This is a genomic window from Burkholderia sp. ABCPW 11 (genome assembly GCF_001523445.1).
GTDB lineage: Bacteria > Pseudomonadota > Gammaproteobacteria > Burkholderiales > Burkholderiaceae > Burkholderia.
On the sequence record NZ_LOVM01000036.1, the window covers coordinates 1 to 25,141 of the forward strand.

The window sequence follows — 25,141 nt, forward strand, 5'->3', positions numbered from 1 at the left end:
CGACCGTCCAGGTTTTCCAGTGCATCGCCGACGTTGTGATACGCGACTTGCTTCGAGCCGTCCGCGGAATCGGTCAGGCTGTACGTCGGCGCCGACAGCTTGCCGTTCGCATCCACCGACGAACCGCCGCCCAGCGCATTCGCCACGCTCTGCGCCGTGCCATGCAGTTGACCGCCGTTGATCGCATCCTTGCTCTGCGCGCTGACCTGACCCGCCTTCACGTTCGTGAGCGTCGTGCCGTCTGCACCGCCGAGCGTCGCCTTCGACTTCGCCGCATCGTCGTACGTCATCGCCAAGGACGTCATGCCCTTGTTCGGATCATTCGGGTCTACCTGCGTGACCAGGCCCGCCTCCTTCAACTGGCCAAGGTTCACCGCATCCTTGTCAGCCTTACCCGCCGCTACGTTCGACAGGATCGTGCCGCCCGCGCCCGCGAGCGTGGCCTTGCCGTGGTTCGGCATACCGTCCGCGTTCTTGTCGTACGTCACTGCCGCACGCGTGTGACCATCGCCATCCACCAGGCCCGTGTTCGTGAACGCGTTCTTGATGTTCGTGATGTCGCCCGTGTTGCCCGCAACCCGACCGTCCAGGTTTTCCAGTGCGTCGCCGACGTTGCGATACGCGACTTGCTTCGAGCCGTCCGCGGAATCGGTCAGGTTGTACGTCGGCGCGGATACCCCGCCGTTCGCATCCACCGACGAACCGCCGCCCAGCGCATTCGCCACGCTCTGCGCCGTGCCATGCAGTTGACCGCCGTTGATCGCGTCCTTGCTGCCCGCGCTGACCTGGCCGGCCTTCACGTTCGTGAGCGCCGTACCTTCCGTGCCCGCCAGCGTCACCTTGTCCTTCTGCGCGCTGTCGTAAGCCACCGCGTTCGGATCCGTGCCGCCCTGGCCTTGACCAGCTGCCGCGAGCGCATCGCCGACGTTGTTGTAGACCTTGTCCCCGACCTTGTACGACGGCGCCGTGATCGTGCCGTCGCCGGCGATGGTCGTGCCGCCGCCCAGCGCGTCCGTCACGCCCTTGAGCTGACTCAGGTTCACCGCGTCGGTACCTTGCGTACCCTTCGCGACATTGACGATCTGACGCTGTACCTTGTTCGAACCGACCGAAAGCGCATTGCCGCGGTTCGCGACCGAGTCGGCACCCAGCGCCACACCGCCCGCGCCGGCCGCCGTCACGCTCGCGTTGGCGCCCAGTGCCATCGCATCGCTGACGTTCTGCATGACCGATGCGGACTTGCCCATCGCGATACTGTTTCGCGCGCCGACCATCGTCTTCGCGCCATCACCCACGGCTACCGAACTGTCGCCGATCGCCGAGACCTTGTTGTTGCCCAGCGCAACCGAATTGTCGCCGTTCGCTTTCGCTTCGGAGCCGACCGCGATCGCTCGCACACCGTTCGTCGTCACCATGCTGCCGATCGCGACCGAATATTCCTGATCGACCCCGGTCTGCGCGATGCTGCCGATGCCGACCGAATGGTCCGACCCCGCCACCGACTGCAAGCCGACCGCGACGGCGTTGACCCCGGCCGCAGCCGACGACACACCGACCGCCGCAGCCGTACCCGACAGCGGATCGCGGCCATTCATCGACGCGATGTTCGGCAAGCTGCCGTCGTCGCCGAGACCTTCGATCGCCACGAAGCTGCCGGGCTTCGAACTGACGTCACGCGTCTGCTGCGACATGGCTCCGCGCGCGGATACCATGGCCCGATTATCGGCAGCGTGAATCGCCTCGCTCAGTTGCTTCATGTTGACGGCGTCGTTGTCGTCGATACCGTCACTGATGTTCACGATCCTGCGCGTCGCACCTTCGTCGCCCACCGACACGGTATTCGGCTGCATCGCAATCGAATTGACGCCGAGCGCGATCGAATTGATGCCCGACGCGCGCGCGCCGGAACCCACGGCCAGCGCATTGATGTTCGTCGCATTCGCGTTCGAACCAATCGCGATGGTGTTCTTGCCCAACGCATTCGCCTGCGTGCCGTTCGCCTTGACCTTGATGTACTTCATGTCGAGCGACCCGTCGCCCAGGCTCGTCGCGATATCGCTCTTGACGTCGTTCAGACCGGTCGCGAGTTGCTTGACGTTGACGGCATCCGTGTCCGCGACGCCGGTTGCGACGTTCTTCAGCGCGACCGGGGCCGCACCGGCGCCGCCCAGCGTCACGCTGGTCTTGGCCGCGCCGTCATACTGCACGGCATTCGAATTCGCGCCGCCGCTGCCGCCGGTCGATGCCGCGGCCTGAATCGCGTCCCCGACGTTGGTATACGTCTGATCGCCCACCTTGTATGCCGGCTTCGATACCGTGCCGTCCGCGTTGACAGCCGAGCCTCCGCCAAGCGCGGATGCGACGCTCGACGACACGCCATGGAGCTGCGCGCCATTGACGGCATCCATGCTCGACGCCGTCACCCGGCCGGCTTTCACATTACCGAGCGTCGTGCCGCCCGTGCCTGCCAGCGTGACACTTCCCTTCTGCGCGCTGTCGTACGCAACCGCCAGCGACGCACCGGTCGACGGATCGATCACGCCGCCGTCGGTCAGGGACTGCTGCAAGTCGCCGACGCTCTTGTTCGTCGCGAACAGTTGCGCGCCGTTGACCGCGTCCGTGCTTGTCGCGGTCAGCCGGCCGGCCTTCACGTTGGTGAGCGCGACGGGCTGCGCGCCCGCGTTCAACGTCACGCGATCCTTCTGCGCGCTGTCGTAAGTGACTGCCAGCGATTCGCCGGTGCCGGGATCGATCAGGCCACTTCCCGTCAGCGACTGCTCGATGTTGGTCACGCGATTGTTGGTGGCGAACAGCTGCGCGCCGTTGACGGCATCCGTGCTGCCCGCGGCCAGCACGCCCGCACGCACGTTGGTCAGCTTGGTCGCCGCCGCGCCCGTGCCGCCGAGCGTGACCGTGCCTTTCGTTTCGTCGTCGTACTGCACGGCGTTGCCGGCTCCACCAGCCTGCGAAGCGGCTTGCAATGCCGAGCCAACGTCGTTGTAGACCTGATCGCCGATCCGATAGGACGGCTTCGTGATGCTGCCGTCGGCCGCGACGCCGGCGTTACCGCCCAGTGCGACGGTCACGTCCTGCAATTGCGCGACGTTGACGGCATCGGTCGCCTGGCCGCCACGCGCCACATTGACGATCTGCCGTTCGAAACCGGCCGAGCCGACCGATACCGTCTGCTCCCGATCCGTTTCGGAATACGAGCCGATGGCCACGCTGTCCGCCGCCCGCGCAGCCGCATTCGTGCCGATCGACAGCGCACTCTCCGACGAAGCGGCCGCTTCCCGGCCGATCGCGATCGCACCGACTTGCGACGCCACGGTCGAATCGCCGATCGCGAGGCCCGACTCGGCCGTGGCCTGCGCCTTGCGGCCCAGCGCGAATGCGCCCCAGCCGGTCGCCTTGGCCTCGTTGCCCACCGCGATCGACGACTTGCCCGCCGCATTCGTGCCGGCCCCGAGCGCCACCGAGCCCTCATCGCCCAGCGCCGACGCTCGGGCGCCTACCGCGACGTTGTTGGCTGTCGCGCTCGCCGCGCTTCCCACCGCTACCGCGCCGCCGGCTCCGGTCGACGAAGGCCGCGTGCTCGCGTTGCTGCCGATCGCAATCGACTTTTCGCCAAGCGCCGACGCATTGTCCGTACCGTTGCCGTTCGCGTCGATCTTCACGTAGGGGCTGTTGTCGGTCACGATCGCCCGGGTGCCGGCCGCCGGACTCATGCGGGCCGCGAGCGCATCCTGCTCGTCCGCGCGCCGGGTTTCCGGCGATGCGCTATCCGACAGGCGCAACGGCGTATCGGCCGGCTCTTCCGGCGCGGCAAACGCGGAACTCATCGACGCGGCGACCAGTACGGTCGCCGCAGCGATACGCGCAGCGGACGACGACGATGTCTTCGAGCGCCCACGGGTAATTTCGGAGGCCGCGCACCAAGTGCTGGTGGAGTGGTTCCATACGACACGATATGTCTTGTTCATTCGAACACTTCCTCTGGTGATAGGCCGGCCCGCTGCGGCGTGTATGCGACGTTGATACCGATATGGCGGATCCGCGGCGGTGGCCCGTGATGACGAGATGCCAGCGCTTGCGATTACTCGGGAGAAATGGCGATGCGTCCGTTCAGACGCCCGTATGACCGAAGCGGCCGAATGTGCGTCAAGGCGGGAGGGGATGCGTCATTCGCAACCGGCAACTGAAAGCTGCTCGAAATTCTATTTACTCGTCTTCACCAAAAAAACGGGACGTGTACTAGATTGAGACGCCACCTAAATAGTACAGATACGAATTAATTTAGAGAAATAGCCAAATTCTTGCCAATTGACAAACTTGACAGTTGAACACTGAAATCTGTCACCTCAAATCACGGCGCGATCTATTTTTCAGATGGTCGCCGGCGGGAACCGTTCGCCACGCCATCGCCTCGACGCGCACGCTGCCGCGCGGCTCGGCGGCACATTGCGCACGCGTATCGCTACAACCGGAGCAGATCGGGCCATCCGGAGTCCCGGATATTTTCAACCCGTACAATCCCTCCCAAAAAAATATAAAAATCAATAGCCGACACTGACTGCATAAGTCGACCGAACCCTCATATCTTTAAAAATCTCGTTTGCGTTATTCGCATCAACGAATTCCAACCCGCCAATTAAGCGAGATAAACAATCGCAAAATATCGGCCCAACCAATATCGCGGTTTCATCCGTTTCCTGCTGTCGCAATATCCCCGCGGCGCGACCGCCGCCCGGCGGCCGTCCCCCAGCGACCGTCCAAACATCCCGGTGCGCCATCGTCCAGACTTCGCTATACTTTGCCGACTTGCCGCCCGTTGGCGGCAGGTCGGAAGCGCGCCGATTTGCTGACTCGATTGCGGGCGCGCGAACCGGCCGGGGCCTTGATGCGTCGTGCGTCGTTCCCCGGCGGTTCACTACAAATGCGGCTAAAGAGGTCGTCAGCCGCGCATCTCCGACTCCGCGCCTCGCCGACACCGTTTAGCCGCCCAGTCATAAGGCGGAACGAATGGAATCGATCGGCATCGTCGCTCCACAGACCATGCATTTCGCCGAACCGCTGCGCTTGCAAAGCGGCAGCGCGCTCGGCAACTATCAACTCGTCGTCGAAACGTACGGCGAGCTCAACGCTGCGCGCTCGAACGCGGTGCTCGTCTGCCACGCGCTGAACGCGTCGCATCACGTCGCCGGCGTCTACGCGGACGATCCGCGCAGCACCGGCTGGTGGGACAACATGGTCGGCCCCGGCAAGCCGCTCGACACCAACCGCTTCTTCGTGATCGGCGTGAACAACCTCGGCTCGTGCTTCGGCTCGACCGGCCCGATGAGCATCGATCCGTCGACCGGCAAGCCGTACGGCGCGCGCTTTCCGGTCGTCACCGTCGAGGACTGGGTGCACGCGCAGGCGCGTGTCGCCGATGCGTTCGGCATCGAGCGCTTCGCCGCGGTGATGGGCGGCAGCCTCGGCGGGATGCAGGCGCTCGCATGGAGTCTGATGTATCCGGAGCGCGTCGCGCACTGCATCGACATCGCGTCGACGCCGAAGCTGTCCGCGCAGAACATCGCGTTCAACGAAGTCGCGCGCTCGGCGATCCTGTCCGATCCCGATTTCCACGGCGGCGACTACTACGCGCACGACGTGAAGCCGAAGCGCGGCCTGCGCGTCGCGCGGATGATCGGTCACATCACCTACCTGTCGGACGACGACATGGCCGAGAAATTCGGCCGCGCGCTGCGCCGTGCGGACGGCGCGCTCGACGCGTACAACTTCAGCTTCGACGTCGAATTCGAGGTCGAGTCGTACCTGCGCTACCAGGGCGACAAGTTCGCCGACTACTTCGACGCGAACACCTACCTGCTGATCACGCGCGCGCTCGATTACTTCGACCCGGCGAAGGCGTTCGACGGCAACCTGACGGCCGCGCTCGCGCACACGCAGGCGAAATACCTGATCGCGAGCTTCTCGACCGACTGGCGCTTCGCGCCGGCGCGCTCGCGCGAGATCGTGAAGGCGCTGCTCGACAACAAGCGCACGGTCAGCTACGCGGAAATCGACGCGCCGCACGGCCACGACGCGTTCCTGCTCGACGACGCGCGCTATCACAACCTGATCCGTGCGTATTACGAACGAATCGCCATCGAGGTGGGAGCATGAACCAGCAAGCGCTGAATTCCCTGTCCGCGCGCGCGGACTTCCGCACGATCGCCCGCTGGGTCGAGCCGCGCTCGACCGTGCTCGACCTCGGCTGCGGCGACGGCTCGCTGCTCGCGTTGCTGATGGAGGAGCTGGACGTCACCGGCTACGGGATCGAGCTGAACGACGCGGGCGTGCTCGCGAGCGCGAAGAACGGCATCAACGTGATCCAGCAGAACCTCGAGGACGGCCTGCGCCTGTTCGAGGATCACAGCTTCGACATCGCGATCCTGTCGCAGACGCTGCAGACGATCCACCAGACGGCCGCGATCCTGCGCGAAACGGCGCGCGTCGGGCGCGAGTGCATCGTGTCGTTCCCGAACTTCGGCTACTGGTCGCACCGGCTGTCGGTGCTGCAGGGCCGCATGCCGGTGTCGAAATCGCTGCCGTACCAGTGGCACAACACGCCGAACGTGCGCGTGCTGACGATCAAGGATTTCGAGGCGCTCGCGCCCGAGGTCGGCGTCACGATCCTCGACCGCGTCGTGCTGCACGAAGGCCAGCCGATTCGATGGGGAGCGAACTGGCGTGGTAGTCTTGCTGTCTATCGCGTCAAGCGCAGCTGAGCCGGGGAGCCGTTGACGGAAGATCCGGCCGGCCCGCGTGCGCGGCCGCCCCTCCTGTGCCGTCCGCGCCGCCTGCGCTGCCGCCGCCATCAGTCAACGCTACCCAGTTCCATTCCATGTCGAAAACGCCACACGAGGCCCCCGCACTCACCGCTCACGAGGATCACCCCGGCTGGCGCGCCTATCTGAACACGCACATGCTGATCTGCGTGTTCCTGGGCTTCACGTCGGGGCTGCCCCTTTTCACGCTCGTCTACCTCGTGCAGGCATGGCTGCGCTCCGAGGGCGTGAACCTGAAGGAAATCGGCCTGTTCGCGCTGATCCAGTTCCCGTATACGTGGAAGTTCCTGTGGGCGCCCCTGATGGACCGCTACGTCCCGCACCTGCCGGGCTGGCGGCCGGGCCGCCGGCGCGGCTGGCTGCTGCTCACGCAGCTGCTGGTCGCGGGCGCGATCGCCGCGCTCGGCTTCGTGTCGCCGCGCGACTCGATCTGGACGGTCGCGGCGCTCACGACGCTCGTCGCGTTCTTCGGCGCGAGCGCCGACATCGTGATCGACGCGTATCGCCGCGAGCTGCTGCGCGACACCGAGCAGGGGCTCGGCAACGCGGTGCACGTGAACGCGTACAAGCTCGCCGCGCTGATCCCCGGCTCGCTGGCGCTGATCCTGTCGGACCACCTGCCGTGGGACGCCGTCTTCGCGATCACCGGCGCGTTCATGCTGCCGGGCATCCTGATGACGCTCGTCGTGCGCGAGCCGGAAGTGGCCGGCGCGCCGCCGCGCAATCTGCGCGACGCGATCGTGCTGCCGTTCCGCGAATTCATCCAGCGCGACGGCTGGGCCGGCGCGCTGCTCGTCATCGCGTTCATCTTCCTGTTCAAGATCGGCGACACGATGGCCACCACGCTATCGACGTCGTTCTTCCTCGACATCGGCTTCACGCGCACCGAGATCGGCATCGTCGCGAAGACCACCGCGCTCGTCGCGAGCGTCGCCGGCGGCATCATCGGCGGCATCTGGCTCGTGAAGATCGGCATCGGCCGCGGGCTGTGGATCTTCGGCGCACTGCAGATGGTGTCGACACTCGGCTTCGCGTGGCTCGCGCAGTTGGGCCCCGGCTCGCCGGTGCTCGCGGTGCTGTACGACTTCACCGTATCGACGAGCCATGCGATCGCGGCCGCGCTGTCGGTGTTCGGCATCGCCGTCGCGCCGCAATTCAGCCCGATGACGGTCGCGCTCGCGCTCGTCTACGGCTTCGAAACCTTCACGACCGGCCTGACGATGGCCGCGTTCGTCGCGTACATCGCGAGCACGACCGACCCGCGCTATACGGCCACGCAGTTCGCGCTGTTCACCAGCCTCGCGTCGGTGCCGCGCACGCTCGCGTCGGCCGCGAGCGGCTTCGTCGTCGCGAAGATCGGCTGGTACGACTACTTCATCGTGTGTACCGCGCTTGCGATTCCCGGCATGTTGCTGCTGTTCAGGATCGCGCCGTGGAACGGTACCGCACGCAACGGCGAGGCCAGCCGTGCGCGGTAACCGCCTGCATCGTCTCGCCCACGTGGCGGCTTCGCTGAGCGTCGGCGCCGCGGCACTCGCCGCGCACGCGACCGACACCGGCGCGACGGCAGCGGGCTCCGCACCGGTCGCGGCGCAGGCGGCGCCTCCCGGCCCTGCCACGTCCGCCGCGCCCGTCCCGCCGTCCGCCGCGGAAGGCGCGCAGCCGACCGGCGCCGCGGCGCCGGCGAAGGCCTATACGCCGACGCCGCAGCAGGTCCGCTACGGCAACGCGATCGCGTTCCGCACGCTGATCCCGTCGCCGCTGCTCGAGCAGCTCACCGCGAACGAATACGCGCAGATCGTGCAGACGGCCGCCGACAGCAATCGCCTGCTGCCCGCGAATCAGCCGCGCGTGAAGCGGCTGCGCGCGATCGTCGCGAAGCTCGCGCCGTATTCGGTGAAGTGGAACGATCGCGTGAAAAGCTGGGCGTGGGACGTCAACGCGATCCGCTCGCGCGACATCCGCCTGACCTGCCTGCCGGGCGGCAAGGTGCTCGTGTACGGCGGCATGCTCGAGCGCGTGCGCCTGAACGACGACGAGCTCGGCGTGCTGCTCGCGCACGGCATCGCGCATGCGCTGCGCGAACACGCGCGCAGCAATTTCAGCATGACCTCGCAGACGTCGCTGCGCGCGGCCGCGCTGCCGCCGCTGTTCGGCGTCGGCGATCCGCTGCCGCAGGCGCTGAACTTCGGCGAGCGCCTGCAGTCGCTCCACTACGATCCGACCGACGAGACCGAGGCCGACGTGATCGGCGGCGACATCGCCGCACGCGCGGGCTTCGATCCGCGCGCGGCGATCACGCTGTGGGACAAGCTCGCGGTCGCGACGCGCGCGAACAAGGCGTCGGGCTTCATCTACACGCACCCGTACAGCAGCGCGCGCCGCCAGGATCTGCTGAACCGGCTGCCGGACCTGATGCCGCTGTACGCGAAAGCGACCGGCAAACGCGTCGAATCGCTGCCCGACTACGCGGGCATCAGCGCACAGCGGCGCAAGATCGTGCGGCGCTGAGCCGCCGAGCGAAACGGCGGACGCTACGCGTCCACGTCGGCCATCGCCGGGCGCACCCCGCTGTCGCGCATCCAGCGCACTTCGTCTCCGGGGCTGCGGCCGAACAGCCGCTTGAACTCGCGGCTGAACTGCGACGCGCTCGCATAGCCGACCCGCGCGGCGGCCGCGCCCGCACCGACACCGTCCTGCACCATCATCAGCCGCGCCTGGTGCAGCCGCGCGGCCTTCACGTACTGCATCGGCGACGTCGCCGTCACGTGCTTGAACTGCGCATGGAACACCGCGACGCTCATCCCGGCCTCGCGCGCGAGCGTCTCGACGTCAAGATCGGCCCTCAGGTCCGCATGGATGCGGCGCAGCGCCTTCGCGACGCGGCCGAAATGATGCTGCTGGACGAGCGCCGCACGAATCGCGTCGCCCTGCGCGCCGGTCAGCACGCGGTACGCGATCTCGCGCATGATCGCGGGCCCGAGCACGCGCGTGTCGTGCGGCGACGCGAGTGTTTCGAGCAGGCGCACCACCGCGTCGGCGAGCGGCGCATCGAGCGGCGTCGAATAGACGCCGTGCGGCTCGCTGACAGCGGCACCGAGCGTCTCGTCGAGCAGGATCGCGAGCTCGGCGATCACCGCGAGATCGACGCGGATCGAGATCGCGAGAAACGGCTCGTCCATGGTCGCGAAGGTTTCGCATTCGAACGGCAGCGGTACCGACAGCACCAGATACTGCTGCGCGTCGTAGACGAACGAGCGATCGCCGAGATAACCGAGCTTGCGGCCCTGGCACACGACGACGATGCTCGGTTCATACAGCACCGGCATGCGCGGCACCGGACGGCTCACGCGAATGAAGCGCACGCCGTCGAGCGCCGCCAGCGTATCGCCTTCATTCGGCGCGAGACGTGAATGCAGCTCGATCATGCGGCGCCGCACACGGTCGCCCGAGTCGTCGAAAAGGGGCTGGAAGCTCATCGGCATGGTCCTGTCCGGCAAGAGAATCTGGCTCGCAATGTAGCACCGCGAACGTATTTTGACGGCTGTTCGCGGACAATTCGAGAGGAATAGGCAAATCTTCCAGACCTTCGGGTATTTCACCGCGGCGGTGCGCTCCTTACGATAGGCACCTGTCTCGCCGCATCGCCACACGATGCGACGGCAGTCTGTTTCGCCGGATCTTTTCCGGACAAGGAGCCCACCGCATGAGCACAACCTATGCCTACGCGGCGACGGATTCGCAGTCGCCGCTCGCCCCGTTCGAATTCCAGCGTCGCGCGCTGCGCGACCTCGACGTCCAGATCGACGTCCTCTATTGCGGCGTCTGCCACTCGGATCTTCATCAGGCCCGCAACGAATGGCGCAACACGATCTATCCGGTCGTGCCGGGCCATGAAATCGTCGGCCGCGTGACCGCGACCGGCCCGCAGGTGTCGCGTTTCAAGGTCGGCGAACTGGTCGGCGTCGGCTGCCTCGTCGATTCGTGCCGCACGTGCGCGAGCTGCGCGGAAGGTCTCGAACAGTATTGCGAGAACGGCTTCGTCGGCACCTACAACGGCCAGGATCGCGTCACCGGCGACATCACGTACGGCGGCTATTCGACGCAGCTCGTCGTCGACGAGGCGTTCGTGCTGCGCGTGCCGGACACGCTCGACCCGGCCGGCGCCGCGCCGCTGCTGTGCGCGGGGATCACGACCTACTCGCCGCTGCGGCAGTGGAACGTCGGCCCCGGCAAGAAAGTCGGGATCGTCGGTCTCGGCGGCCTCGGCCACATGGGCGTGAAGCTCGCGCGCGCGATGGGCGCGCACGTCGTGCTGTTCACGACGTCGCCGTCGAAGATCGAGGACGGCAAGCGGCTCGGCGCGCACGAAGTGGTGATCTCGAAGGACGAAGCGCAGATGAACGCGCACCTGAACAGCTTCGACTTCATCCTGAACACGGTCGCCGCGCAGCACGATCTGAATCCGTTCCTGCACCTGCTGAAGCGCGACGGCACGATGACGCTGGTCGGCGCGCCGGAGCACGATCATCCGTCGCCGCAGGTGTTCAACCTGATCTTCAAGCGGCGCCGCCTCGCGGGCTCGCTGATCGGCGGCATCGCGGAAACGCAGGAAATGCTCGACTTCTGCGCGGAGCACGGGATCACGTCCGACATCGAAACGATTCCGATGCAGCAGATCAACGCGGCCTACGAGCGGATGCTGAAGAGCGACGTGAAGTACCGGTTCGTGATCGACATGGCGTCGTTGAAGCAGTAAGCGTCGCCCCATGCGAAACGGGCCGCCTGTCGGAACAGGCGGCCCGTCTTTCATCCGGCGACCAGGATGACTCGCCCGGCGGCTACGCGCACCGCGTAGCCCGGCCATCACGTCTGGTAGTCGTAGTCGATCGTCAGCGGCGCATGATCGCTGAACTTGATGTCCTTGAAGATCGACGTGCTTTTCGCGGTACCGGCCACACCCGGGGTCGCGATCTGGTAATCGATCCGCCACCCGACGTTCTTCGCGTACGCCTGGCCGCGGTTGCTCCACCACGTGTACTGCTCGGGACGCGGGTCGAGCGTGCGGAACACGTCGACGTAGCCGACATCGTCGAACAGCTTCGTGAGCCATTCGCGCTCTTCCGGCAAGCAGCCCGAGTTCTTCTGGTTGCTCTTCCAGTTCTTGATGTCGATTTCCTTGTGGACGATGTTCACGTCGCCGCACAGGATCACCTCGCGCTTCTTCTTCAGCGCGGCGAGATGCGGCATGAATTCGGCCATGAACCGGTACTTCGCCTGCTGGCGCTCTTCGCCGCTCGATCCGGACGGCACGTACACCGACACGATCGACAGCTTGCCGTAGCGCGCCTCGACGTAGCGCCCTTCGGCATCGAATTCGCTGCTGCCGAAACCGATGATCACGTCATCGGGCTCGCGGCGGCTGTACACGCCCGCGCCGCTGTAACCCTTCTTCTCGGCGTGGTGGAAATAGCTCTTGAAGCCGTGCGGCTCGACGAATTCGGCCGGCAGGTCGTCGGCCGATACCTTGATTTCCTGCACGCACACGCAATCGGCGTTCTGCTCGCCGAGCCAGTCGAAGAAGCCCTTCTTCGCGGCGGAGCGGATGCCGTTCAGGTTGGCGGTAATCACTCGCATCATGTCGGGTTCCGTTCAGTTCGATGTTTTTACAGGGTGGCAGCTTAACGGATCTTCACGCCTTCGAGCTCGGGCTTCGGCGGCGGGAATTCCAGCTTCATGTCGGTCATCGTGCGCAGCAGCAGCTCGGCGATCATCACGTTGCGGTGCGTCTTCGAATTCGCGGGGATCACGTACCACGGCGCGTGCTCGGCCGACGTCGCGGCGAGCGCGTCGCGGTACGCGGACTGGTAAGCGTCCCAGTGCTTGCGCGCGTCGAGATCGGAGATGTCGAATTTCCAGTGCTTGGTCGGGTCGTCGATGCGCGCCTGCAACCGCGCGCGCTGCTCGTCCTTCGAGATGTGCAGGAAGCACTTGACGATGGTCGTGCCGTTCTCGAACAGCATCGTCTCGAAATCGCGGATCTGCCGGTAGCGGCGCTCGCACTCCTTGTCGCCGATCGTGCCGAGCACGCGCGGCACCAGGACATCTTCGTAGTGGCTGCGGTTGAAGATCGCGAGTTCGCCCGCCGCCGGCACCTGCGCATGCACGCGCCACAGGAAGTCGTGCGCGGCCTCGATCGGCGTCGGCGCCTTGAACGGCACGATGCGCAGGCCGAGCGGATCGACCTCGCGAAACACCGCGCGCACGGTGCCGTCCTTGCCGCTCGTGTCCATCCCCTGCAGCACGAGCAGCACGCGCTTCTTCTGCTGCGTGTGCAGGCGCTCCTGCTGGACGTCGAGCTCGGTCGACACGACCGACAGCCGTTCGCGATCGGCCTCCTTCGAGCCGGACGAAAACGGCTTCGCGGCCGGGTCGAACGCGTCGAGCTTGAATGCGGCGGCTTCCTTCTCGCGCGTGCTGTAGGGCACGCGAAAATCGTCGAGCGACGGTTGTTTCGCCATTCGTTCCTCCGTTGGACGGTGCGATGCATACGATAACGCATCCACCAAACGCAACGGGCCGCTCCGAACTGGTCCGGAGCGGCCCGTCGTCAAGCGCGGTTCAGGCGCGCGCGCATGCTCAGCCGAGCTTCTTCTTCAGCAGTTCGTTGACCTGCTGCGGATTGGCCTTGCCCTTCGTCGCCTTCATCGCCTGGCCGATCAGCGCGTTGAACGCCTTTTCCTTGCCCGCGCGGAATTCCTCGACCGACTTCGCGTTCGCCGCGAGCACTTCGTCGATGATCGCTTCCAGCGCGCCGGTGTCGGAGATCTGCTTGAGCCCCTTCGCGTCGATGATGCGATCGGCCGCGCCTTCGTCGGTCGCCTTCTCGTCCCAGATCGTCGCGAAGATTTCCTTCGCGATCTTGTTCGAGATCGTGCCGTCGGCAATGCGCTGCAGCAACAGCGCGAGCTGTGCGGCCGACACCGGAATCGCGTCGATCTCGATGCCGTCGCGGTTCAGTTGCGACGACACGTCGCCCATCAGCCAGTTCGCGGCGATCTTCGCGTTCGCCGCGCCGGCCTTCGCGACCACCGCTTCGAAGTACGCGGCCATCGCCTTGCTCGACGTCAGCACGCCCGCGTCGTACGCGGACACGCCGTACTCGTCGACGAAGCGCTGCTGCATCGCAGCCGGCAGCTCCGGCATGCCGGACTGCACGCGCTCGACCCAGTCCCGGCCGATCACGAGCGGCATCAGGTCGGGATCGGGGAAGTAGCGGTAATCGTGCGCGTCTTCCTTGCTGCGCATCGAACGCGTCTCGCGCTTGTCCGGATCGTACAGGCGCGTTTCCTGCACGACCTCGCCGCCGTCCTCGATCAGCTCGATCTGGCGGCGCACTTCGTAGTTGATCGCTTCCTCGAGGAACCGGAACGAGTTCAGGTTCTTGATTTCCGCGCGCGTGCCGAACTTCTCCTGGCCGACCGGGCGCACCGACACGTTCGCGTCGCAGCGGAACGAGCCTTCCTGCATGTTGCCGTCGCAAATGCCGAGCCACACGACGAGCCCGTGCAGCGCCTTCGCGTACGCGACGGCCTCGGCCGCGCTGCGCATTTCCGGCTCGGTGACGATCTCGAGCAGCGGCGTGCCTGCGCGGTTCAGGTCGATCCCGGTCATCCCGGCGAAGTCTTCATGCAGCGACTTGCCTGCGTCTTCCTCGAGGTGCGCACGGGTCAGGTTGACCGTCTTCTCGTACGCGGGCTTGCCGGCCTTTTCGTTGGCGGGCACCTGGATCGTGATCGAGCCGCCCTGCACGACCGGAATCTCGTACTGGCTGATCTGATAGCCCTTCGGCAGATCGGGGTAGAAATAATTCTTGCGCGCGAAGATGCTGCGCGGCGCGATGGTCGAGCCGATCGCGAGGCCGAAGCGGATCGCCCGCTCGACCGCGCCGCGGTTCAGCACCGGCAGCACGCCCGGCAGCGCCAGGTCGACCGGGCACGCCTGCGTGTTCGGCTCGGCGCCGAACTGCGTCGACGCGCCCGAGAAAATCTTCGAGACGGTCGACAACTGCGCGTGCGTCTCGAGACCGATAACGACTTCCCATTGAGTCATGCTTACACCCCCGCCGGAACTTGCTTGTGCCAGTCGGTCGCGCGCTGGAACGCGTCGGCGACCTGCAGCATCCGGGCTTCGTTGAAATAGTTGCCGATAATCTGCAGACCGACCGGGCGCTTCGCGTTCGCGCCCGCTCCGAAGCCGCACGGCACGCTCATGCCGGGCAGGCCGGCGAGGCTCACCGACAGCGTGTAGATATCGGCGAGATACATCGCCACCGGATCGTCGCCCTTCGCGCCGAGATCCCATGCGACCGTCGGCGACGCCGGGCCCATGATCACGTCGCAGGACTTGAACGCTTCCTGGAAATCGTTCGCGATGATGCGGCGGATCTTCTGCGCCTGCAGGTAGTACGCGTCGTAGTAGCCGTGCGACAGCACGTAGGTGCCGACCAGGATCCGGCGCTTCACTTCAGGCCCGAAGCCTTCGGCGCGCGACTTCTTGTACATGTCGAGCAGATCGCCGTATTGCGCGGCGCGGTGGCCGAAGCGCACGCCGTCGAAACGCGACAGGTTCGACGACGCCTCGGCCGGCGCGATCACGTAGTACACGGGGATCGACAGTTCCGTCTTCGGCAGCGACACCGGCACGAGCGTCGCGCCGAGCGCTTCGTATTGCTTGAGCGCCGCGTCGATCGCCGCGCGCACGTCGTCGGCGAGGCCGGCGCCGAAATACTCGTTCGGCAGGCCGATGCGCAGGCCGGCGAGCGGCTTGCCCGCGTCGTTGCCGGCCGCCCACGGCTGGCCGAGGTGGCGCGTGAAGTCCTCATCGTCGCGCTCGAGGCTCGTCGAGTCGCGCTCGTCGAAGCCGGCCATCGCGTTCAGCAGCAGCGCGCAGTCGGACGCGCTCTGCGCCATCGGGCCGCCCTGGTCGAGCGACGACGCGAACGCGATCATCCCATAGCGCGACACGCGGCCGTAGGTCGGCTTGATGCCCGTCACGCCCGCGAACGACGCGGGCTGGCGGATCGAGCCGCCGGTGTCGGTGCCGGTCGCGGCCGGCGCGAGGCGCGCGGCAACGGCGGCCGAGCTGCCGCCCGAACTGCCGCCCGGCACCGCGTTCGTGTCCCACGGGTTCTTCACCGCGCCGAACGCGGAATTCTCGTTCGACGAGCCCATCGCGAACTCATCCATGTTGGTCTTGCCGAGCGTGACCATGCCGGCCGCCTGCAGGCGGGCGACCACGGTCGCGTCGAACGGGCTCTCGTAATTCGCGAGCATCTTCGAGCCGGCGGTCGAGCGCCAGCCGCGCGTGACGAAGACGTCCTTGTGCGCGATCGGCAGGCCGGTCAGCGCGCCGCCCGCGCCGCGCGCGAGTTCGGCGTCGGCGGCTTTCGCCTGCGCGAGGGTGAGGTCGGCGTCGACATGGACGAACGCGTTCAGGTCGCGCGCGGCGTCGATCCGTTTCAGGTAGTGCTGCGCGAGCTCGACGGCCGAGCATTCCTTGGCGGCGAGCGCGGCGCGCAGTTCGGTCAGGCTTTTTGCGTGCATTGAGTGGTTTTCCTGGGAATTCTGGGTGGCGCGCGGCGCCGGACGGCCGGCGCGCTTGTCATCGAATGCTTACTCGATCACCTTCGGCACGAGATAGAGGCCGTCCTGGACGGCCGGCGCCGGACGCTGGTTGTCGTCGCGATCGACGACTTCCGTCACGGCGTCGTCGCGCAGGCGCTGCGCGACTTCCTGGATCTGTTCGATCGGGTGGGCGAGCGGCGCGATGCCGGCGGTGTCGACCGCCTGCATCTGCTCGACGAGGCCGAAGAATTCGTTGAGCTGGCCGAGCATGTGCTCGGCGTCGGCGTCGGCCATTTCGAGTCGCGCCAGGTGCGCGATGCGTTTCACATCGGTCAGGGTCAGGGCCATGCGATCACCGGAAAAACAAGACTGCGCAGTGCGTCGAAAGCAGCACTGCGGCGGGGGGTTGGAGGGTGCGATCCCACCCTCAAAAATCGGGGCCGAAGCGGCAAAAATACCGCCCGTTTCGATTCAAATACCGAGAAATTATAAGGTATCATTACGCGTTCGACCCAAACCCGGCAGCCTTTTCCCGCACCGTTTCGCCCCTCTTCGGCAAGCCGTGCGTGCTTCGTGCGATCCCCGGTAGACATCACTCGCAGCTTCGTGCGCCGCGGCGGCCGCTTCCGCCACGCTTCCCGAGGCTGTTATTTTTTCCGCTGCCGCCCTCAGCGCTCGCTATGCAGGGCCGGCCCAGAGCGAAACAGGATTCTGAATGTTCGGTTTTTTGCGCAGCTACTTCTCCAACGATCTCGCGATCGACCTCGGCACCGCAAACACCCTGATCTACATGCGCGGCAAGGGCATCGTGCTCGATGAGCCGTCCGTCGTGTCGATCCGCCAGGAAGGCGGCCCCAACGGCAAGAAGACGATCCAGGCGGTCGGCAAGGAAGCCAAGCAGATGCTCGGCAAGGTGCCGGGCAACATCGAGGCGATCCGCCCGATGAAGGACGGCGTGATCGCCGACTTCACCGTCACCGAGCAGATGATCAAGCAGTTCATCAAGACGGCCCACGAGTCGCGCATGTTCTCGCCGTCGCCGCGCATCATCATCTGCGTGCCGTGCGGCTCGACCCAGGTCGAGCGCCGCGCGATCAAGGAAGCCGCGCATGGCGCCGGCGCATCGCAGGTCTACCTGATCGAGGAGCCGATGGCGGCCGCGATCGGCGCGGGCCTGCCGGTGTCGGAAGCCACCGGCTCGATGGTCGTCGACATCGGCGGCGGCACGACCGAAGTCGGCGTGATCTCGCTCGGCGGCATCGTCTACAAGGGTTCGGTGCGCGTCGGCGGCGACAAGTTCGACGAGGCGATCGTCAACTACATCCGCCGCAACTACGGGATGCTGATCGGCGAGCAAACCGCCGAGGCGATCAAGAAGGAAATCGGCTCCGCGTTCCCGGGCTCCGAAGTCAAGGAAATGGAAGTGAAGGGCCGCAACCTGTCGGAAGGCATCCCGCGCAGCTTCACGATCTCCAGCAACGAAATTCTCGAAGCGCTGACCGATCCGCTGAACCAGATCGTGTCGTCGGTGAAGATCGCGCTCGAACAGACGCCGCCGGAACTCGGCGCCGACATCGCCGAACGCGGGATGATGCTGACGGGCGGCGGCGCGCTGCTGCGCGACCTCGATCGCCTGCTCGCGGAAGAAACCGGCCTGCCGGTGCTCGTCGCGGAAGATCCGCTGACCTGCGTCGTGCGCGGCTCCGGCATGGCGCTCGAGCGCATGGACAAGCTGGGCAGCATCTTCTCGTACGAGTGATCGCCCAGTGATCGCCTAGGCAGTCCCGTTTGATATGACGCACCCGCGGCGTGGCCGGATCGCTCGTTCAGAACGAACCGCCGCGCCGTTTGCGCGTCTGAGCATTATTTAACCGATCACACGCGCCCGGCGCCGACCATGGAATACAGTCCGCCGCCCCTCTTCAAGCAAGGTCCGCCCGCGCTCGCGCGGCTCATCTTCTTCGTCGCCCTCGCCATCGCGCTCCTCGTGTCGGACGCGCGCTTCAGCACGCTCGAAATCGTCCGCGGCGTGCTCGGCACCGTGCTCTATCCGCTGCAACGCGCGGCGCTCGTCCCGCGCGACCTGTTCATGGGCGCGGCCGACATGGCCGTCACCGGCGCGTCGCTGCGCCACGAGAACGACGACCTGCGCAAGCGCAACCTGCAGCTGTCCACGCAGGCCAACCAGGCCGCCGTGCTCGCGCAGGAAAACGCGCACCTGCGCGCGGTGCTCGAGCTGCGCCAGCACATCGCGACGCAATCGACGCCGGTCGAGATCCAGTACGACACGAGCGATCCGTTCACGCAGAAGATCGTGGTCGGGCAAGGCTCGCAGCAAGGCATCCAGGACGGCTCGCCCGTCGTCAGCGAGGACGGCGTGGTCGGCCAGGTCACGCGCGTGTTCCCGCTGCAATCCGAGGTCACGCTGGTCACCGACCGCGATCTCGCGATTCCCGTGCAGGTGCTGCGCACCGGCCTGCGCAGCGTGATCTACGGCACGCCGAAGGGCGATTCGCTCGACCTGCGCTTCGTGCCGACGAGCGCGGATCTCGTCGCCGGCGACGAGCTCGTCACGAGCGGCCTCGACGGCGTCTATCCGCCCGGCCTGCCGGTCGCGAAGGTCGTGCGCGTCGACAAGCTCGCCGATACCGCGTTCGCCCGCGTGACGTGCGCACCGGTCGCGGCCGTGCGCGGCGCGCGCCAGATGCTCGTGCTGCATTACCGGAACGACATCCCGCCGCGCCCGGCCGAGCCCGATCCCGCCGCCGACAAGAACGCGAAGGGCAAGAAGGGCGCGAAAGCCGCCGCGAAGGCCGAAAAAGCCGACAAGGCCGAGAAGGCCGACGCGAACGCGAAACCGGCCGCCGCGGCCCAGCCGGCCGTTGCGAAACCGGCGCCGGCCGCCCCCGCCGCGCCGGCCAAGCCCGCCGCCGGGCAATCGGGAGCCCAGCGATGAACCGCCCGCAATACATCCTGCAGCCGGTCAATCCGTACTTCATCGTCTTCAGCCTCGCCGCCGCGTTCCTGCTGAACCTGATGCCGTGGGGCCGCCTGCCCGGCGTGCCCGACTTCGTCGCGCTCGTGCTGCTGTTCTGGAACGTCCACCAGCCGCGCAAGGTCGGGATGGGCGTCGCGTTCGCGCTCGGCATCCTGATGGACGTGCATGACGCGGGGCTGCTCGGCGAGCACGCGCTCGCCTATACGCTGCTGTCGTACGGCGCGATCACGATCCACCGCCGCGTGCTGTGGATGCCGATCGGCGTGCAGGTGCTGTACGTCACGCCGCTGCTGGTCGGCGCGCAGCTCGTCCCGTTCGTGATCCGCCTGATGATGGGCGCCGCGTTCCCCGGTTGGCGCTATCTGGTCGACGGTTTCGTCGAAGCCGCGCTGTGGCCGATCGCGAGCCATCTGCTGCTGATGCCGCAACGCCGCCCGGTCGACCCGGACGATACGCGCCCGATCTGAGCCGGACCGACCTTGAATACCCGCCGCCCCCACGCCCGCCGCGCGCCGCGCTCCGGGGCGGCACCTCGCCTGCGCCTGCGCGCGGGCCAGATTGCCCTTAAATGACCGAATTCAACGACACCCAACAGCAGCTCTCGAGGTTCCGCCTGCGCGTCGCGGCGGCGGGCGTGTTCGTGTTCGTCTGCTTCGGGCTGCTCGCGAGCCGCTTCTTCTACCTGCAGCTGATGCAGCACGGCAAATACGCGCTGCAGGCCGAGGAAAACCGCATCTCGGTCGCGCCGATCGTGCCGAACCGCGGGATCATCACCGATCGCAACGGCGTGATCCTCGCGAAGAACTACTCGGCGTACACGCTCGAGATCACGCCGTCGAAGCTCGACGACACGCTCGACAACACGATCGACAAGCTGTCCGAGATCGTCCCGATCGACGCACGCGACCGCCGCCGCTTCAAGAAGCTGCAGGAAGACTCGAAGAACTTCGAGAGCCTGCCGATCCGTACGCGCCTCACCGACGCGGAAGTCGCGCGCTTCACCGCGCAGCGTTTCCGGTTCCCCGGCGTCGACGTGCGCGCGCGGCTGTTCCGCCAGTACCCGCTCGGCATGACGGCCGCGCACGTGATCGGCTACATCGGCCGGATCTCGAAGCGCGACCAGGATCGCATCGACGCGATGAGCGACGACAACGACAGCGACCAGGAACACTACGATCCGCGCCGCGACGCGAACAACTACAAGGGCACCGATTACATCGGCAAGATCGGCGTCGAGCAGAGCTACGAAACCGAGCTGCACGGGCTGACCGGCTTCGAGGAAGTCGAGGTGACGGCCGGCGGCCGGCCGGTGCGCACGCTGTCGCGCACGCAGGCGACGCCCGGCAACAACCTCGTGCTGTCGCTCGACATCGGGCTGCAGCAGGTTGCCGAGCAGGCGTTCGCGGGCAAGCGCGGCGCACTCGTCGCGATCGAGCCGAAGACGGGCGACGTGCTCGCATTCGTGTCGTCGCCGAGCTTCGACCCGAATTCGTTTGTCGACGGCATCGACCAGCAGACCTGGGACGAGCTGAACAACTCGCCCGACAAGCCGCTGCTGAACCGCCCGCTGCACGGCACCTACCCGCCCGGCTCGACGTACAAGCCGTTCATGGCGCTCGCCGGCCTGACGCTCGGCAAGCGCACGCCGGGCTGGGGCTTCCAGGATCCCGGCTACTTCACCTTCGGCGGCCACACGTTCCGCAACGACGTGCGCTCGGGCCAGGGCTGGGTCGACATGAACAAGGCGATCATGGTGTCGAACGACACCTACTTCTACATGCTCGCGCGCGACCTCGGCGTGAACGCGATCGCGAACTTCATGAAGCCGTTCGGCTTCGGCCAGATCACCGGTATCGACATCCAGGGCGAGGCGCGCGGGATCCTGCCGTCGACCGACTGGAAGAAGAAGGCATTCAAGAAGGCAGCGCAGCAGAAGTGGTTCGACGGCGAGACGATCAGCCTCGGGATCGGCCAGGGCTACAACTCGTTCACGATCCTGCAGCTCGCGCACGCGACCGCGACGCTCGCGAACAACGGCGTCGTGATGAAGCCTCACCTCGTGAAGGAAGTCGAGGATCCGATCTCGCGCGCGCGCCACCTGACCGTGCCGAAGGAAAGCGACGTGATCCCGCTGAAGGCGGCCGACATCGACGTCGTGAAGCGCGGGATGGAGAACGTGATCGAAAACCCGTCCGGCACCGCGTACAAGGTGTTCCGCGGCGCGCCGTACCTCGCTGCCGGCAAGACCGGCACCGCGCAGGTGTTCTCGCTGCAGGGCTCGAACTACAAGGGCCACCTGCTCGCCGAACACCTGCGCGACCACGCGCTGTTCATCGCGTACGCGCCGGTCGACCACCCGCAGATCGCCGTCGCGCTGGTCGTCGAAAACGGCGGCTGGGGCGCCCAGGCCGCCGGCCCGATCGCGCGTCGCGTGCTCGACTACTATCTCGTCGAACGCCAGAACCCGAAAAACGAAGCCGCGGCCGTGGCCGCCGCGGCGTCGGCCACCGAGCCGGTGAGCGCGCCCGTGGTCGGCGACACCTCGAAGCCCGCCACCATCGCGGCCGGCTTCACCGCGCTGCCGCAGCCGGTCGTGCCGTCGGCGGCCAGCGCGGCCGAGGCGGCATCGGCCGCATCGGCGGCCTCCGGTACGGCCGGCGCCGGCGCCACTGCCACGCCGCCGGCCGACGCGAGCGCCGCGGCGCCAATGGCCGCAAGCCTGCCGCCGATCCGGCGCCCGCACCGGCCGCGCCGGCCCGCGAGCGACGCGCAACCGCTCGTCGCCGCGCCGCGGGACGACAACCACCGTGCGACGGCCCCCGCGAAAGCGGCGGACGCCGGCACCGCTCATTGACGGAGAAAGGCATGCAATTCGACAAGCGCGCCTGGCTCGACAAGATCAAGCAGATGTTCGCGGGGTTCGACCGCCCGCTCGCGCTCATCGTGTTCCTGCTGCTGTGCGTCGGCATCGTCACGCTGTACAGCGCGTCGATCGACGTGCCGGGCCGCGTCGAGGACCAGTTGCGCAACATCCTGCTGACGTTCGTGCTGATGTGGGTGATCGCCAACATCCCGCCAACCACGCTGATGCGCTTCGCGGTCCCGCTCTACACGTTCGGGGTCACGTTGCTGATCGCCGTCGCGCTGTTCGGGATGACCAAGAAGGGCGCGAAGCGCTGGCTGAACGTCGGCGTCGTGATCCAGCCGTCGGAAATCCTCAAGATCGCGACGCCGCTGATGCTCGCGTGGTACTACCAGCGTCGCGAAGGCGGGCTGCGCTGGTACGACTTCGTCGCCGCGTTCGGGATCCTGCTGGTGCCGGTCGGCCTGATCGCGAAGCAGCCCGACCTCGGCACGGGCCTGCTCGTGTTCGCGGCCGGCTTCTTCGTGATCTACCTCGCCGGCCTGTCGTTCAAGCTGATCGTGCCGGTGCTCGTCGCGGGCGTAATCGCGGTCGGCTCGATCGCCGTGTTCGAAGAGCGCATCTGCCAGCCCGAAGTGCAGTGGCCGCTGATGCACGATTACCAGAAGCACCGTGTGTGCACGCTGCTCGATCCGACGTCCGACCCGCTCGGCAAGGGCTTCCACACGATCCAGGCCGTGATCGCGATCGGCTCGGGCGGCGTGCTCGGCAAGGGCTACCTGAAAGGCACGCAGGCGCACCTCGAATTCATTCCGGAGAAACACACCGACTTCATCTTCGCGGTGTTCTCGGAGGAATGGGGGCTCGCCGGCGGCCTCGTGCTGCTGACGCTGTACATGGCGCTGATCGCGCGCGGGCTCTACATCGCCGCGCAAGGCGCGACGCTGTTCGGCCGGCTGCTCGCGGGCTCGCTCACGCTCGCGTTCTTCGTCTACGCGTTCGTCAACATCGGGATGGTGAGCGGCGTGCTGCCGGTCGTCGGCGTGCCGCTGCCGTTCATGAGTTACGGCGGCACCGCGCTCACGACGCTCGGCATCGCGATCGGGATGATCATGAGCGTCGGGCGGCAGCGGCGGCTGATGAAGAGCTGAGCGCGCGGCCCGCACCGCGGCACACGAAAACGGCGCTCCGGCGCCGTTTTTCATTGGGCGCGGGTACTTACTGCGTCGGCGCGTGCGGCTTGCCTTGTTCCGCGCCGGCGCCCGACGCCGGCGTCGGCACCTTCAGCCGCGCGCTCAACTCCTTGAATTTCAGCTCGGCCGTCTCGTCGCCCTGCGCGGCTGCCGCCGCGTAATACGCGCGTGCGATGTTCAGGTTCTGCGCGACGCCGTCGCCGCCGCGCTCGTAGAACGACGCGGTCACGTACTGCGCGATGGGCTCGCCCGCGTCGGCGGCCTGCTTGTACCACGCGAACGCCTGCCGGTTGTCGCGCGGCGTGCCGCGCCCGTCGAGGAACTGGTTCGCAAGCGACAGCTCGGCCTGCACGTGCCCCTGCTTCGCGGCCCGCAGGAACCAGCGATGCGCTTCGGCCGGGTTGCGCGCGACGAACTCGCCGTCGTCGAACATCCGGCCGTATACGTACTGCGCATGCGACATGTTCGCGTCCGCCGCGCGCTTCAGCCAGCGCAGCCCTTCGTCGACGTTCGCCGTCACGCCTTCCCCCGTCAGCAGCATCATCGCGTAGTTGAACTGCGCGAGGCGATCGCCGCGCTCGGCCGCATCGTGGAATTGCACCAGCGCCGCGCGATAGTCGCCGGCGTTGTAGTCGGCGACCGCCGATTGCGTTTCGTGCGACGGATCGGGCTTCGCTTGCGGTGCGCCCTGTGCGACGGCCGCCGCACACACGGCCCACAGGCCGACCATCGCCCCGAGCCGCGCGCGCCGGCGGCACGCACCGTCTGCGCCGTTCATGACCGCACCTCCTGCAACGCCTGCCGCGTCGCGCGCAGCAGCCAGCTCACGTCGGCCGACACCGTGATCATCCGGTAACCGGCCTCGCGATACTGGCGCGCGGCCGCCGTGTCGCCGGCGAAGATGCCGACCGCGACGCCGGCCTGCTTGCCGGCCGCGAGCACGCGCGCCATCGCGGTTTCGACGTCCGGGTGGCGGATATCGCCGAGATGCCCGAGGCTCGCCGCGAGATCGGCCGGGCCGACGAACAGGCAATCGACACCGGGCGTCGCCGCGATCCGCTCGACTTCGTCGACGCCGCGTGCCGATTCGACCTGCACGATCACCGCGACCTGCGCATTCGCCGTCTGCAGGTAGTCGCGGCGCATGCCGAACGCCGCCGCGCGCACCATGCCTGCGACCCCGCGCAGCCCGTCGGGCGATTCGGGCGACGGAAAGCGCGTGAGCCGCACCGCGTGCGCGGCGTCGTCGGGCGTCTCGATACACGGGAACATCAGCGTGCGCGCGCCGGCGTCGAGCGCGCGCTTCACGAGCCACGGCTCCCGCGCCGGCACGCGCACGACCGGTTCGCTCGGCAGGTGCGCCGCGGCGATCGCGCGCAGTTGCGACGCCACGTCGCGACTGTCGTTCGGCGCATGCTCCATGTCGATGCAGAGCCAGTCGTAACCGGCATGCGCGAGCGCTTCCGCGGCCGAGTCGCTGCCGAGCGACAGCCACAGGCCGTACAGCGGCTCGTCACCGTCGCGCAGGCGTTGTTTGAGGGAATTGGTGAGCGTGCTCATCGATACGGCCTCCGGAACGGAACGGCAATCGAACGGGACAAGCAACAGGCGAAGCGAAACGCGCGCCG

The 25,141-nt window shown here is 67.0% G+C and carries 18 protein-coding genes and 2 pseudogenes; 10 read left to right on the forward strand and 10 right to left on the reverse strand.

Going from position 1 to position 25,141, the window contains the following annotated elements:
* Both WS61_RS15930 and WS61_RS36075 read right to left on the reverse strand, forming a co-directional pair.
* Positions 1-3,842 (reverse strand): annotated as a pseudogene (locus WS61_RS15930) (hypothetical protein); the annotation flags it as partial.
* Positions 3,843-3,899: 57 nt separating this feature from the next.
* A pseudogene (locus WS61_RS36075) lies at positions 3,900-3,983 on the reverse strand (ESPR domain-containing protein); the annotation flags it as partial.
* A 1,039-nt stretch (positions 3,984-5,022) separates the two neighbouring features.
* Here WS61_RS36075 and WS61_RS15935 point away from each other — a divergent pair.
* The 4 genes from WS61_RS15935 to WS61_RS15950 all read left to right on the forward strand — a co-directional run bounded on the left by WS61_RS15935 (position 5,023) and on the right by WS61_RS15950 (position 9,344).
* On the forward strand, positions 5,023-6,168 hold the full coding sequence (locus WS61_RS15935; protein ID WP_059501407.1) for a homoserine O-acetyltransferase: 1,146 nt from the start codon (positions 5,023-5,025) through the stop codon (positions 6,166-6,168).
* Entirely contained in the window at positions 6,165-6,773 is a 609-nt protein-coding gene (gene metW / locus WS61_RS15940) for a methionine biosynthesis protein MetW (protein ID WP_034208677.1), read from the forward strand. The genes WS61_RS15935 and metW overlap by 4 nt, the downstream gene beginning before the upstream one ends.
* Positions 6,774-6,889: 116 nt before the next feature.
* The gene (locus WS61_RS15945) at positions 6,890-8,311 is read left to right on the forward strand and encodes an AmpG family muropeptide MFS transporter (protein WP_059501409.1); all 1,422 of its coding nucleotides are present in this window, start codon (positions 6,890-6,892) and stop codon (positions 8,309-8,311) included.
* Positions 8,301-9,344 carry a M48 family metallopeptidase gene (locus tag WS61_RS15950; RefSeq protein WP_059501411.1) on the forward strand — a complete coding sequence of 348 codons (1,044 nt, stop codon included), beginning with the start codon at positions 8,301-8,303 and terminating at the stop codon, positions 9,342-9,344. The genes WS61_RS15945 and WS61_RS15950 overlap by 11 nt, the downstream gene beginning before the upstream one ends.
* A gap of 23 nt (positions 9,345-9,367) precedes the next feature.
* On the opposite strand, the gene WS61_RS15955 is transcribed toward WS61_RS15950, so the two are convergent.
* Positions 9,368-10,312, reverse strand: coding sequence for an AraC family transcriptional regulator (locus WS61_RS15955; protein ID WP_059501506.1), 945 nt, complete (start codon positions 10,310-10,312; stop codon positions 9,368-9,370).
* Positions 10,313-10,539: 227 nt separating this feature from the next.
* Here WS61_RS15955 and WS61_RS15960 point away from each other — a divergent pair, with 227 nt between their 5' ends.
* Entirely contained in the window at positions 10,540-11,592 is a 1,053-nt protein-coding gene (locus WS61_RS15960) for an NAD(P)-dependent alcohol dehydrogenase (RefSeq protein WP_059501413.1), read from the forward strand.
* Between the two features lie 107 nt (positions 11,593-11,699).
* Here WS61_RS15960 and WS61_RS15965 read toward each other — a convergent pair whose 3' ends face one another.
* The 5 genes from WS61_RS15965 to gatC form a co-directional block, all read right to left on the reverse strand.
* Complete coding sequence (locus WS61_RS15965) at positions 11,700-12,473, reverse strand: exodeoxyribonuclease III (RefSeq protein ID WP_059501415.1); 774 nt, start codon at positions 12,471-12,473, stop codon at positions 11,700-11,702.
* A gap of 41 nt (positions 12,474-12,514) precedes the next feature.
* Complete coding sequence (locus WS61_RS15970) at positions 12,515-13,354, reverse strand: polyphosphate kinase 2 family protein (RefSeq protein WP_059501417.1); 840 nt, start codon at positions 13,352-13,354, stop codon at positions 12,515-12,517.
* Positions 13,355-13,472: 118 nt separating this feature from the next.
* The gene (gatB, locus tag WS61_RS15975) at positions 13,473-14,945 is read right to left on the reverse strand and encodes an Asp-tRNA(Asn)/Glu-tRNA(Gln) amidotransferase subunit GatB (RefSeq protein ID WP_059501418.1); all 1,473 of its coding nucleotides are present in this window, start codon (positions 14,943-14,945) and stop codon (positions 13,473-13,475) included.
* A gap of 2 nt (positions 14,946-14,947) precedes the next feature.
* Entirely contained in the window at positions 14,948-16,438 is a 1,491-nt protein-coding gene (gene gatA / locus WS61_RS15980; protein ID WP_059501420.1) for an Asp-tRNA(Asn)/Glu-tRNA(Gln) amidotransferase subunit GatA, read from the reverse strand.
* A gap of 69 nt (positions 16,439-16,507) precedes the next feature.
* Entirely contained in the window at positions 16,508-16,807 is a 300-nt protein-coding gene (gene gatC, locus WS61_RS15985; RefSeq protein ID WP_006485929.1) for an Asp-tRNA(Asn)/Glu-tRNA(Gln) amidotransferase subunit GatC, read from the reverse strand.
* A 367-nt stretch (positions 16,808-17,174) separates the two neighbouring features.
* On the opposite strand from gatC, the gene WS61_RS15990 reads away from it, so the two are divergent.
* The 5 genes from WS61_RS15990 (at position 17,175) to rodA (ending at position 23,471) form a co-directional block, all read left to right on the forward strand.
* A complete protein-coding gene (locus WS61_RS15990) occupies positions 17,175-18,218 on the forward strand; it encodes a rod shape-determining protein (protein ID WP_004189550.1) in 1,044 nt (347 codons plus the stop codon).
* A 138-nt stretch (positions 18,219-18,356) separates the two neighbouring features.
* Complete coding sequence (gene mreC / locus WS61_RS15995) at positions 18,357-19,415, forward strand: rod shape-determining protein MreC (RefSeq protein WP_059501422.1); 1,059 nt, start codon at positions 18,357-18,359, stop codon at positions 19,413-19,415.
* Positions 19,412-19,924: a rod shape-determining protein MreD gene (gene mreD, locus WS61_RS16000; RefSeq protein WP_059501424.1), complete on the forward strand. Its 513-nt coding sequence runs from the start codon at positions 19,412-19,414 to the stop codon at positions 19,922-19,924. The genes mreC and mreD overlap by 4 nt, the downstream gene beginning before the upstream one ends.
* Before the next feature lie 101 nt (positions 19,925-20,025).
* Positions 20,026-22,311 carry a penicillin-binding protein 2 gene (gene mrdA, locus WS61_RS16005; protein WP_059501426.1) on the forward strand — a complete coding sequence of 762 codons (2,286 nt, stop codon included), beginning with the start codon at positions 20,026-20,028 and terminating at the stop codon, positions 22,309-22,311.
* A gap of 11 nt (positions 22,312-22,322) precedes the next feature.
* On the forward strand, positions 22,323-23,471 hold the full coding sequence (gene rodA, locus WS61_RS16010; protein ID WP_034208688.1) for a rod shape-determining protein RodA: 1,149 nt from the start codon (positions 22,323-22,325) through the stop codon (positions 23,469-23,471).
* A gap of 67 nt (positions 23,472-23,538) precedes the next feature.
* Here the strand turns inward: rodA and WS61_RS16015 are convergent, their stop codons facing one another.
* Together WS61_RS16015 and WS61_RS16020 are read right to left on the reverse strand one after the other, a co-directional pair.
* Positions 23,539-24,291: a tetratricopeptide repeat protein gene (locus tag WS61_RS16015; RefSeq protein WP_059501428.1), complete on the reverse strand. Its 753-nt coding sequence runs from the start codon at positions 24,289-24,291 to the stop codon at positions 23,539-23,541.
* Positions 24,288-25,073: an HpcH/HpaI aldolase/citrate lyase family protein gene (locus tag WS61_RS16020; RefSeq protein WP_006495381.1), complete on the reverse strand. Its 786-nt coding sequence runs from the start codon at positions 25,071-25,073 to the stop codon at positions 24,288-24,290. Before WS61_RS16020 ends, WS61_RS16015 begins: the two co-directional genes overlap by 4 nt.
* Positions 25,074-25,141: the final 68 nt, after the last annotated feature.